General features: G+C 60.8%; 11 protein-coding genes. 1 reads left to right on the top strand and 10 read right to left on the bottom strand.

Translation table 11 applies throughout. The annotated features are described in order from the left end of the window. The 10 genes from B3873_RS11260 to B3873_RS11215 all read right to left on the bottom strand — a co-directional run. Positions 1-202, bottom strand: a 202-nt coding sequence (locus B3873_RS11260; RefSeq protein ID WP_286866082.1) for a biotin/lipoyl-containing protein, incomplete at its 3' end; no start/stop codon positions are given. Positions 203-290: 88 nt separating this feature from the next. Continuing rightward, the gene (locus tag B3873_RS11255; RefSeq protein ID WP_286866079.1) at positions 291-3155 is read right to left on the bottom strand and encodes a 2-oxoglutarate dehydrogenase E1 component; all 2865 of its coding nucleotides are present in this window, start codon (positions 3153-3155) and stop codon (positions 291-293) included. A gap of 367 nt (positions 3156-3522) precedes the next feature. After that, positions 3523-4824, bottom strand: a complete 1302-nt coding sequence (gltA, locus tag B3873_RS11250) for a citrate synthase (RefSeq protein WP_286866077.1) — start codon at positions 4822-4824, stop codon at positions 3523-3525. Positions 4825-4983: 159 nt separating this feature from the next. Further along, positions 4984-5268: a succinate dehydrogenase assembly factor 2 gene (locus tag B3873_RS11245; protein WP_008329929.1), complete on the bottom strand. Its 285-nt coding sequence runs from the start codon at positions 5266-5268 to the stop codon at positions 4984-4986. Between the two features lie 132 nt (positions 5269-5400). Further along, a complete protein-coding gene (locus B3873_RS11240) occupies positions 5401-6111 on the bottom strand; it encodes a succinate dehydrogenase iron-sulfur subunit (RefSeq protein WP_006463281.1) in 711 nt (236 codons plus the stop codon). Positions 6112-6122: 11 nt separating this feature from the next. Further along, on the bottom strand, positions 6123-7901 hold the full coding sequence (gene sdhA / locus B3873_RS11235) for a succinate dehydrogenase flavoprotein subunit (protein WP_286866073.1): 1779 nt from the start codon (positions 7899-7901) through the stop codon (positions 6123-6125). 2 nt (positions 7902-7903) lie between these two features. Beyond that, a complete protein-coding gene (sdhD, locus tag B3873_RS11230; protein ID WP_286866072.1) occupies positions 7904-8269 on the bottom strand; it encodes a succinate dehydrogenase, hydrophobic membrane anchor protein in 366 nt (121 codons plus the stop codon). Between the two features lie 2 nt (positions 8270-8271). After that, complete coding sequence (gene sdhC, locus B3873_RS11225) at positions 8272-8682, bottom strand: succinate dehydrogenase, cytochrome b556 subunit (protein ID WP_039785325.1); 411 nt, start codon at positions 8680-8682, stop codon at positions 8272-8274. Positions 8683-8848: 166 nt separating this feature from the next. Next, positions 8849-9634, bottom strand: a complete 786-nt coding sequence (locus B3873_RS11220) for a GntR family transcriptional regulator (protein ID WP_034333992.1) — start codon at positions 9632-9634, stop codon at positions 8849-8851. Positions 9635-9831: 197 nt separating this feature from the next. After that, a complete protein-coding gene (locus tag B3873_RS11215) occupies positions 9832-9984 on the bottom strand; it encodes a hypothetical protein (RefSeq protein WP_157845717.1) in 153 nt (50 codons plus the stop codon). A 116-nt stretch (positions 9985-10100) separates the two neighbouring features. Here B3873_RS11215 and B3873_RS11210 point away from each other — a divergent pair, with 116 nt between their 5' ends. Continuing rightward, the gene (locus B3873_RS11210) at positions 10101-11090 is read left to right on the top strand and encodes a malate dehydrogenase (RefSeq protein ID WP_034350453.1); all 990 of its coding nucleotides are present in this window, start codon (positions 10101-10103) and stop codon (positions 11088-11090) included. Positions 11091-11128 lie beyond the last annotated feature (38 nt).

Genomic DNA, 11128 nt, shown 5'->3' with positions numbered 1-11128 from the left:
CGGTGGCACCGTCGGCCTTGATGATCTGGGTGATCACGCCGGCGTCCGGCGAGGGCAGTTCCAGCACGACCTTGTCGGTCTCGATGTCGATCAGGTTTTCGTCACGGGCCACCGGTTCGCCAACCTTCTTGTGCCATTGCAGCAGGGTTGCTTCGGCAACGGATTCCGACAACTGCGGGACTTTTACTTCGATTTGAGCCATTTTCAGGATTCTCCGATTTTCGGGTGATTTCGTTCTTATGGAAACAGGGACGCACTGCCCTCGCAGCGCGCCCCGTTTGCATCGATGATTACTTGGTCAGCACAAAGCCCTTGAGCTTGGCGAAGGCGGTTTCGATCAGCGCCTTTTGCTGTGCGTAGTGCTTGTCGTAGTAACCGACGGCCGGCGAGGCGCTGGCCGGGCGGCCTGCATAGGCCAGCTTCTGACCTTCGGAGAGATTCTCGAAGATGTTGTGCTGGATCTGCAGCCATGCGCCCTGGTTCTGCGGCTCGTCCTGGGCCCACACCAGTTCGTTGAAGTTGGGGAACTGCTTCAACGCGGCCGCGAAGGCCTTGTGCGGGAACGGATACAGCTGCTCGACGCGGATGATGGCGGTATCGGTCTGGCCACGTTCCTTGCGGGCGTTGACCAGGTCGTAGTACACCTTGCCCGAGCAAGCGACGATGCGCTTGACCTTCTTGGCGTCGATGGTTTCATCGACTTCCGGAATCACGGTCTGGAACGAACCCTTGGCCAGGTCGGACAGCGGCGAACCGGCGTCCTTGTTACGCAGCAGCGACTTCGGGGTCATGATGATCAGCGGCTTGCGGAACAGACGGATCATCTGGCGACGCAGCAGGTGGAAGATCTGCGCAGCGGTAGTGGGCTGCACGACCTGCATGTTGTTGTCGGCGCACAGCTGGAGGTAACGCTCGATACGTGCCGAGGAGTGTTCCGGACCCTGGCCTTCGTAGCCGTGGGGCAGCATCTGCACCAGGCCCGAAGCACGGCCCCACTTCACTTCGCCGGAGCTGATGAACTGGTCCATGACGACCTGGGCACCGTTGGCGAAGTCGCCGAACTGGGCTTCCCAGATGGTCAGGGTGTTCGGTTCAGCGGTCGAGTAGCCGTATTCGAAGGCCAGCACGGCTTCTTCGGACAGCACCGAGTCGATCACGGTGAAGGTGGACTGGTTTTCAGCCACGTTCTGCAGCGGGATGAAGGTACCGGCATCCCAACGTTCGCGGTTCTGGTCGTGCAGCACGGCGTGACGGTGGGTGAAGGTGCCACGGCCGGCATCCTGACCGGTCAGGCGCACGGCGTAACCGGAGGAAACCAGGCTGGCGTAGGCCAGGTGTTCACCCATGCCCCAGTCCAGGTTCATTTCACCACGGCCCATGGTAGCGCGATCGTTCAAGACCTTCTCGACCAGCGAGTGGACCTTGAAGCCTTCCGGCACGGTGGTGATCTTGGTGGCCAGGCGCTTCAGCTCGGCCAGCGGCACGGCGGTTTCAGCCGCATCGGTCCACTTGCGATTCAGGAACGGCAGCCAGTCGACGGCGTACTTGCTCTTGAAGTTGGTCAGTACCGGATCAATGGCGTGCTTGCCTGCATCCATCGCAGCGCGGTAAGCCTTGACCAGCTCTTCGCCGCCATCGGCGGGGATGGTCTGCTGGGTCACCAGCTTGTCGGCGTACAGCTTGCGGGTACCAGGGTGCTGGGCGATCTTCTTGTACATCAGCGGCTGGGTCAGAGCAGGGGTATCTTGCTCGTTGTGGCCCAGCTTGCGGAAGCAGATGATGTCGACCACGATGTCCTTCTTGAACTTCATGCGGTAGTCGACAGCGATCTGGGTGGCGAACACGACGGCTTCCGGATCATCGCCGTTGACGTGCAGCACCGGGGCTTCGATCATCTTGACCACGTCCGAGCAGTAGAGGGTCGAACGGGAGTCGCGCGGATCGGAAGTGGTGAAACCGATCTGGTTGTTGATGACGATGTGAACGGTACCACCGGTGCCGTAGCCACGGGTCTGTGCCAGGTTCAGGGTTTCCATCACCACGCCTTGGCCGGCGAAGGCGGCATCGCCGTGCACCAGGATCGGCAGCACTTGCGAACCATCCTTGTCGCCGCGGCGATCCATACGCGCCTTGACCGAACCCTCGACCACCGGGTTGACGATTTCCAGGTGGGACGGGTTGAAGGCCAGCGACAGGTGGACCGGGCCGCCAGGGGTCGACACGTCCGAGGAGAAGCCTTGGTGGTACTTGACGTCACCGGCCGGCAGGTCGTCAGCGTGACGGCCTTCGAATTCGGAGAACAGTTCCTGCGGGGTCTTGCCCAGGATGTTGACCAGCACGTTCAGACGGCCGCGGTGGGCCATGCCGATCACGATTTCCTGCACGCCCTTTTCACCGGCGCGCTGGATGGTTTCATCCAGGGAAGCGATGAAGGACTCGCCACCTTCCAGCGAGAAGCGCTTCTGGCCGACGTACTTGGTGTGGAGGTAGCGCTCCAGGCCTTCAGCGGCGGTCAGGCGCTCCAGGATATGCTTCTTCTTGTCGGAGGAGAAGCTGGGCACGGCACGGGTCGGCTCCAGGCGCTCTTCCAGCCAGCGCACTTCCGACATGTCGGAGATGTAGGTGAACTCGGCACCGATGGAGCGCGTGTAGGTGTCGCGCAGCATCTGCAGCAGGTCGCGCAGGGAAGCGGTTTCCGGGCCGAAGTAGGTGTTGTTGATGTTGAACACGATGTCCATGTCGGCATCGGTGAAGCCGTAGAAGGAGGGATCGAGTTCGGGGATGTTGGGGCGTTCCTGGCGTTGCAGCGGGTCCAGGTTGGCAAAACGGGAACCGAGGTCACGGTAGCCGGCGATCAGCTGGGTGACAGCGACGCGCTTGCGGCCCATGTCGGAGTCGGCGGATGCGATGACGGTGCGGATCGGGCCTTGCTTGGCACGTTCGGCGAAGGAAGCGATCACCGGAGCGTGGGCCACATCAGGACGGGTGGAGCCGTCGGTGGCGGGGACGTGTTGCACGGCGTCGAAGTAAGCACGCCAGTTGTCAGGGACGGAGCCGGGGTTGTTCAGATAGGCTTCGTACAGTTCTTCGATGTACGGAGCATTCCCACCGAACAGGTAGGAGTTGATGTTGTATTGCTCGTAGAGCTTTGTCATTTGCTCACCTTTCTTCGCGCTTCGCGAGATTAGCGGGTTTCTACACCTTCCGCGACACGGCCTGACCGGTTAGCGGATTGCATCAAGTTGTGGGGAAGGACCTTGTCTACCTGAACTTCTGTGTGTCATCCAGTCAGCGCATCGGAATTATATCTCCTAATATCAAATAAAAAAGCGAATCCTAAAGGATTCGCTTTTTTATTTGAAACATGAAGCAACGGGCATTTCCGCCCACCAACGCCCGCCCGCAAAGCCTTGCTGCGCGGGCCTCGCTGCCCTCCTCCAAACACTCCCGGAAGACGGGAAACGCGACGTTGGCGATGCCTTTGTTGTCCGTCCGACAAGGCAGACGGACAACATCCGCCAATCAGCGCTTGTCGATCGGGGTGACGTCGCGACGCGGCGAGCCCACGAACAGCTGACGCGGACGGCCGATCTTCTGTTCCGGATCCGAAATCATTTCGTTCCACTGGGCGATCCAGCCGATGGTACGGGCCATGGCGAAGATGCAGGTGAACATCGAGGTCGGGATACCCAGGGCGCGCTGCACGATGCCGGAGTAGAAGTCGACGTTCGGGTACAGCTTGCGGGAGACGAAGTAGTCGTCTTCCAGGGCGATCTTTTCCAGCTCCATGGCCAGCTTGAACAGCGGGTCGTCGTGCAGGCCCAGTTCGTTCAGGACTTCGTAGCAGGTTTCGCGCATCAGCTTGGCACGCGGGTCGTAGTTCTTGTAGACGCGGTGACCGAAGCCCATCAGCTTCACGCCGGAGTTCTTGTCCTTCACTTGCTTGATGAACTCGGGGATGTTTTCGACGGAGCCGATCTGCTCCAGCATGTTCAGGGCAGCTTCGTTGGCACCACCGTGGGCAGGACCCCACAGGCAGGCGATGCCGGCGGCGATACATGCGAACGGGTTGGCACCGGAGGAGCCGGCCAGGCGCACGGTCGAGGTCGAAGCGTTCTGTTCGTGGTCGGCGTGCAGGATCAGGATGCGGTCCAGTGCGCGCACCAGCACTTCGTTGACCTGATACTCTTCGCACGGGTTGGCGAACATCATGCGCATGAAGTTGGCCGTGTAGGACAGGTCATTGCGCGGGTACACGAAGGGCTGGCCGATGCTGTACTTGTAGGCCATCGCCACCAGGGTCGGCAGCTTGGCGATCATGCGGATGGCCGAGACTTCGCGGTGGTTGGGGTTGGAGATGTCCAGCGAATCGTGGTAGAAGGCCGACAGTGCGCCCACCGAGCCGGTCAGCACCGCCATCGGGTGCGCATCGCGGCGGAAGCCACGGAAGAAGAAGTTCATCTGCTCGTGCACCATGGTGTGCTGGGTCACGGTCTTGACGAATTCTTCCTTCTGGGTGGCGTTGGGCAGTTCACCGTGCAGCAGCAGGTAGCAGGATTCCAGGAAGTCGCAGTTCACCGCCAGCTGTTCGATCGGGTAGCCGCGGTACAGCAGTTCGCCCTTGTCGCCATCGATGTAGGTGATGGACGAGTTGCAGGAAGCGGTGGACATGAAGCCCGGGTCATAGGTGAACTTGCCGGTAGCGCCGTAGAGCTTGCGGATATCGATCACATCAGGGCCGATGCTGCCCTTGTAGATAGGAAAATCTACGGACGGAGAGCCGTCGGAGAACGACAGGGTAGCTTTGATATCGGTATTGGACATAGCTTTTCCTTTTGCTGGGATGGTGAAACCGTTAATCAAACGCCGCGACCGCAAGCCGGGCGTCATCGTGGTTCAGATGCGCCGGGTGGCGAGTGGGAACAGGCCGCGATCGGGCAAAATCGGTCTGGCTTGTGGCCAGGCGCAATATTCGTGCAACAGTCAGGCAGTACGCAGTTTCTTCAGCAACGCATGCACTTGGGGCAGGTCAACCGCCGCTTCCGGCTCCTTGCGGGCCAGCAGCAAGTCCATCAGGTCGTTGTCGGTCAGGTCCATCAGGCGCGAGAAGGCATCCACCTCGTCGTCGCTCATCTGGGCCTCGTTGGCATCCAGATAGCGGGTGAGGATCAGATCGTTCTCCAGCAGCCCGCGGCGCGCACGCCAGCGCAGTCGCGCCCGCTTGGCCGGATCATCCTGGTGACGCTGTTCAGTCATGAACTCGCTCATTTCTAGTCTTTCCATTCACTTCAACCGGACCAAAACCGAAGGAACCGGTCGGGGAAGCCGCTTCCAGCCCTGCTCCCCCTTGCTGCCACCCGCCATGGACGGCGGGTCTGGCAGGCATCACACCGATCCGGCTTACACCGAACGGCGCACCATCAGTTCCTTGATCTTGCCGATGGCCTTGTTGGGGTTCAGACCCTTGGGGCAGACATCGACGCAGTTCATGATGGAACGGCAACGGAACAGGCGATACGGGTCTTCCAGGTTGTCCAGGCGCGCACCGGTGGCTTCGTCGCGGCTGTCGGCGATGAAGCGGTAGGCTTGCAGCAGGCCGGCCGGGCCGACGAACTTGTCCGGGTTCCACCAGAACGACGGGCAGGAAGTCGAGCAGCAGGCGCACAGGATGCACTCGTAGACGCCATCGAGCTCTTCACGCTGTTCGGGCGACTGCAGGCGCTCCTTCTCGGGCGGGATGCTATCGTTGATCAGGTAGGGCTTGATCGAGTCGTATTGCTTGAAGAAGTTCGTCATGTCCACGATCAGGTCGCGGATCACCGGCAGGCCAGGCAGCGGCTTCAGAACGATGGGTTCGGTCAGTTCGTTCAGGTTGGTGATGCAGGCCAGGCCGTTCTTGCCGTTGATGTTCATGGCGTCGGAACCGCACACACCTTCGCGGCAGGAGCGGCGCAGCGCCAGGGAATCGTCGACGTCGGACTTGATGCGTTGCAGGGCGTCCAGCAGCATCTTGTCGGTGGGCTTCAGTTCCACCGTCAGGTCTTGCATGTACGGCTTGTCGTCCTTGTCCGGATCGTAACGGTAGATCTTGAATTTCAGGGTGCGAGTCATGTTGCGACCTCTTAGAAAGTACGTGCTTTAGGTTTGAAAGTCTCGACGGTCAGCGGCTGCATGTTGACCGGCTTGTAGTCGAGACGATTCCCCTCGGAGAACCACAGCGTGTGCTTGAGCCAGTTCACATCGTCGCGCTGCTCGTAATCGCTGTGCGCGTGGGCGCCGCGCGATTCCTTGCGGGCGGCGGCCGAAGTGATGGTGGCCTTGGCCGTTTCGATCAGGTTGTCCAGTTCCAGCGCTTCCACGCGGGCGGTGTTGAAGACCTTGGACTTGTCCTTGAAGGAGACGTGCTTGCGGCGCTCGTCCAGCTCCATGATCTTGGTGTAGCCTTCCTGCAGCAGTGCGTCGGTACGGAACACGCCGCAGTACTTCTGCATGGTGGCGCGGATGTCGTTGGCCACGTCCTGCACGCGCTCGGAACCGGTGCTGCTTTCCAGGTGCGCGATGCGTTCCAGCGAGCGGTCCAGGGCACCGGCCGGGATCGGCTTGTGGCTCTGGTCCTGCAGGCGGCTGCCGACGATGTGGTTGCCAGCTGCGCGGCCGAAGACCACCAGGTCCAGCAGCGAGTTGGTACCCAGGCGGTTGGCACCGTGCACCGAGACGCAGGCGCATTCGCCGATGGCGTACATGCCCTGCACCACTTCCTTCATCGAACCGCCCTTGGGCGCGACCACCTGGCCGTGGATGTTGGTGGGGATGCCACCCATCTGGTAGTGGATGGTCGGCACGACAGGGATAGGCTCCTTGGTCGCATCGACGTTGGCGAACTTGTGGGCGATTTCCAGAATCGAGGGCAGGCGCTTCTTGATGGTGTCGGCACCGATGTGGCGCAGATCCAGCAGCACGTGATCCTTGTGGGGACCGACGCCGCGGCCTTCCTTGATTTCCTGGTCCATCGAACGCGAGACAAAGTCACGCGGAGCCAGGTCCTTCAGGGTCGGCGCATAGCGCTCCATGAAGCGTTCGCCGTTGCTGTTGATCAGGATGCCGCCTTCGCCGCGCACGCCCTCGGTGATCAGCACGCCCGCGCCGGCCACGCCGGTCGGGTGGAATTGCCAGAACTCCATGTCCTGCAGCGGCAGGCCGGCACGTGCGGCCATGCCCATGCCGTCACCGGTGTTGATGAAGGCATTGGTCGATGCCGCCCAGATACGGCCTGCGCCGCCGGTGGCGAACAGGGTGGTCTTGGCGTGCAGCATCATGATTTCGCCGGTTTCCATTTCCAGCGCCACCACGCCGAGGACATCGCCCTCTTCGTTGCGGATCACGTCCAGCGCCATCCACTCCACGAAGAAGTGGGTCTTGGCGCGCACGTTGCGCTGATACAGGGTGTGCAGCAGCGCGTGACCGGTACGGTCAGCGGCCGCACAGGCACGCTGCACAGGCTTTTCGCCCAGGTTGGCGGTGTGGCCGCCGAAAGGACGCTGGTAGATGGTGCCGTCCGGGTTGCGGTCGAAGGGCATGCCGAAGTGTTCCAGCTCGTAGACGGCCTTCGGTGCTTCGCGGCACATGAACTCGATGGCGTCCTGGTCGCCCAGATAGTCCGAACCCTTGACGGTGTCGAACATGTGCCAGTACCAGTTGTCTTCGGACATGTTGCCCAGCGAAGCGCCGATGCCGCCTTGGGCAGCCACGGTGTGCGAGCGGGTCGGGAAGACCTTGGACAGGACAGCGACATTCAGGCCGGCTTCGGCCAGTTGCAGCGAGGCGCGCATGCCGGAGCCACCGGCGCCGACGATGACCGCGTCAAAGCGGCGGGTAGTGATGGCGGATTTGATAGCAGCCACGATTAGTTTCTCCACAGAATCTGCGCGGCATAGCCCGCGCAACCGATCAGCCACACGATAGTGGCAACTTGCAGGAACAGACGGGTGCCAACGGGCTTGACGTAGTCCATCAGCGCGTCACGCACGCCAATCCAGGCGTGGAAGAACAGCGCCATGAACACGGCAAAGGTGGCCACCTTGAACCATTGATGCGAGAACAGCGCCGCCCAGCCCTGGTAGCTGAAATTGGTCGAGGTGAAGAAGCACACCAGCAGGATGACGGTGTAGACGGCCATCACGACGGCGGTGGCGCGTTGCGCCAGCCAGTCACGCAGGCCATAGTGGGCGCCAACGACCAGGCGCTTGGGTCCGATGTTGTTATCAGCCATTTTCAGAACACTCCGAACAGTTTCAATGCGACCAGGATCATCAGCGCGATGCTGACCACCAGGACAGTTGCCGAGGACTTGCGTGCGCTGTCCTTGTCCAGGCCAACGTGGTTGTCCATGATCAGGTGGCGGATGCCGGCGCAGAAGTGATGCAGGTAGGCCCAGGAAAGTGCCAGGATGACGAGCTTGACGAACCAGCCCGAGACGAAGCCCTTGAGATAGGCGAAAGTACCTTCCGAGAGCAGGCTGCTGTCCAGCAGGAACAGGATGAAAGGCAGCATCAGGAACAGGAACAGACCGCTGATGCGGTGCATGATCGAGACGATGGCTGCCAGAGGCATGCGATAGCCGGCAATTTGGGTTAGGTGTATGTTACGAAATTGCGGCCGTTGTGGTTTAGCGGCTTCAGACATACAAGGTTCTCCTCAGTTTAAAACAATCATGCAATTTTCGCCGATTTTCGAAATCACCATCAACTTTTATTGCGCTTCGCAGCATGCCAAAAAGGCTTGACACCAGCCCTTCTGCGCTGGGCAGGCAGGACCCGCCAGCACCCGATCATGACCGGTTTCGGTTTGCTCAGCTCAACTCGCTTTGGTAATGATGATTCGTCGTCAGGTACAGACCGCGCCGCATTTCCACCGGCTTGTCGCCATAGGTAAATGAAGCCCGCTCCACACTCAGCAACGGCGTTTGGGGCGTTACGCCCAGAAACTCTGCGGCATCCGGATCCGCCCCGACGGCACGGATGCGTTCTTCGGCACGGATCATGCGCGTGCCGAACTCGGACTCGAACAGGCCATACAAGGGCCCGCGGTATTCCATGAGGCGCTCGGCCGTCAGCCCCTTGAAGATGGCGCCAGGCAGCCAGATGTCTTCGAGGATGATGGGAGTGCCGTTGAAGGACTTTACACGGCGAATGAAAATGACGGAGTCACCCGACTTCATGTCGAGCTGACGGGCCACTTCGGCCGAGGCGCGAACGCGCTTGACTTCGATGATCTTGTTTTCGGGACGCTGCGGCTCGTCGCTGTCGGCCATCAGCCGCAGGAAGCGGAACTGCGCCTGGGTCTCGTGATGGGTGGCGACGAAGGTCCCCTTGCCCTGGCGGCGCACCACCAGGTTTTCGGCTGCCAGTTCGTCGATGGCCTTGCGCACCGTGCCCTGGCTGACCTTGAAACGGCTGCCCAGTTCGACTTCACTGGGAATGAGCTCACCGGGTTTCCACTCACCGGCTTCGAGGCGCTGCATGATGAGCGCCTTGATCTGCTGATACAACGGACTAAAGGTGGGCGCCGGACTGGCAACACCCGCCCCCGCGGCGTGCGCGTCGACGTTGTTTGAATTGGGCAGGATCGAGCTCATAACCTCGAATTTCACCACAAAACTCCTTCCGGCGTCCAGCAAAAACTAGGCAATAATATGTCTTATATAAGACATAAGATATTGATTGACAGCAGTCTTTCGCAAGCCTACACTCGCGAGCAACCTGAAGAGCCGCAAGGCAGGCAGGAAGCGATGTACCGGCCAGTAGACGATAACGAGAATCGCTCTCATCAAGATCATTCCGATGCGGTGGTTTTCTGCAGGCAGAACACAAGTTTGACAGGTTTTTGATTTGTCGGCAGAGCCCGGCCCGAAACCAACTGACTCGCTGCGTTTTCGACGGTATCATGGCGGCCTAACAAGAATTCGAGGAAGTCGCGCATTTTCATGCGCAAACCCGAAGCCACCGCTACACGGCCCTGCCGCGCCTTGCGCGACGCGACCGCAAGCTGCGCTTCGCTGCAGTCTGAATGCTTTTTTTCATCACCTCTTTTGGAGATTCAACATGGCTAAAGCCCCCATGCGTGTTGCCGTCACTGGCGCCGCCGGTCAGATCGGTTACTCCCTGCTGTTCCGCATCGCCAATGGCGATCTGCTGGGCAAAGACCAGCCGGTCATCCTGCAACTGCTGGAAATCCCCGATGAGAAGGCTCAGAAGGCGCTCAAGGGCGTCATCATGGAAATCGACGACTGCGCCTTCCCCCTGCTGGCTGGCGTGACCGCCCACAGCGATCCGATGACCGCCTTCAAGGATGCCGACATCGCCCTGCTGGTGGGTGCCCGTCCCCGTGGCCCCGGCATGGAGCGCAAGGACCTGCTGGAAGCCAATGCCCAGATCTTCACCGTGCAAGGCAAGGCACTGGACGCCGTCGCATCCCGTAACGTCAAGGTGCTGGTGGTCGGCAACCCGGCCAACACCAACGCCTACATCGCCATGAAGTCGGCCCCGAACCTGCCGGCCAAGAACTTCACCGCCATGCTGCGCCTGGACCACAACCGCGCCCTGTCGCAAGTGGCTGCCAAGATCGGCAAGCCGGTCTCGGCCATCGAAAAGCTGTGCGTGTGGGGCAACCACTCGCCGACCATGTACGCCGACTACCGCTTCGCGACCGCCGATGGCGCTTCCGTCAAGGACACCATCAACGACCAGGAATGGAACAAGAACGTGTTCCTGCCCACCGTCGGCAAGCGCGGTGCCGCCATCATCGAAGCCCGTGGCCTGTCCTCGGCCGCTTCGGCCGCCAATGCCGCCATCGACCACGTGCGTGACTGGGTGCTGGGCACCAACGGCAAGTGGACCACCATGGGCATCCCTTCCGATGGTTCCTACGGCATCCCCGAAGGCACCATGTTCGGCTTCCCGGTGACCACCGAAAACGGTGAGTACAAGATCGTCCAGGGCCTGGAGATCGATGAGTTCTCGCAAGAGCGCATCAACATCACGCTCAAGGAACTGCTGGAAGAGCGCGAAGGCGTCAAGCATCTGGTCGGCTAACTGACCACGGCGCGGCGGCTCTTTCCGGCTGCCGCGCC

Origin of the sequence: Herbaspirillum sp. UBA812 (assembly GCF_002296545.1) — a bacterium.
GTDB lineage: Bacteria > Pseudomonadota > Gammaproteobacteria > Burkholderiales > Burkholderiaceae_D > Herbaspirillum > Herbaspirillum huttiense.
Note: the sequence above shows the minus strand (reverse complement) of the source record. Positions and strands in the feature narration are given on the sequence as shown.

Coding starts and splice junctions, on each gene's coding strand:
- B3873_RS11255 (WP_286866079.1), bottom strand. CDS start 3,155: ATGACAAAGCTCTACGAGCAATACAACATCAACTCCTACCTGTTCGGT.
- gltA (WP_286866077.1), bottom strand. CDS start 4,824: ATGTCCAATACCGATATCAAAGCTACCCTGTCGTTCTCCGACGGCTCT.
- B3873_RS11245 (WP_008329929.1), bottom strand. CDS start 5,268: ATGAGCGAGTTCATGACTGAACAGCGTCACCAGGATGATCCGGCCAAG.
- B3873_RS11240 (WP_006463281.1), bottom strand. CDS start 6,111: ATGACTCGCACCCTGAAATTCAAGATCTACCGTTACGATCCGGACAAG.
- sdhD (WP_286866072.1), bottom strand. CDS start 8,269: ATGGCTGATAACAACATCGGACCCAAGCGCCTGGTCGTTGGCGCCCAC.
- sdhC (WP_039785325.1), bottom strand. CDS start 8,682: ATGTCTGAAGCCGCTAAACCACAACGGCCGCAATTTCGTAACATACAC.
- B3873_RS11220 (WP_034333992.1), bottom strand. CDS start 9,634: ATGAGCTCGATCCTGCCCAATTCAAACAACGTCGACGCGCACGCCGCG.
- B3873_RS11215 (WP_157845717.1), bottom strand. CDS start 9,984: ATGAAAATGCGCGACTTCCTCGAATTCTTGTTAGGCCGCCATGATACC.
- B3873_RS11210 (WP_034350453.1), top strand. CDS start 10,101: ATGGCTAAAGCCCCCATGCGTGTTGCCGTCACTGGCGCCGCCGGTCAG.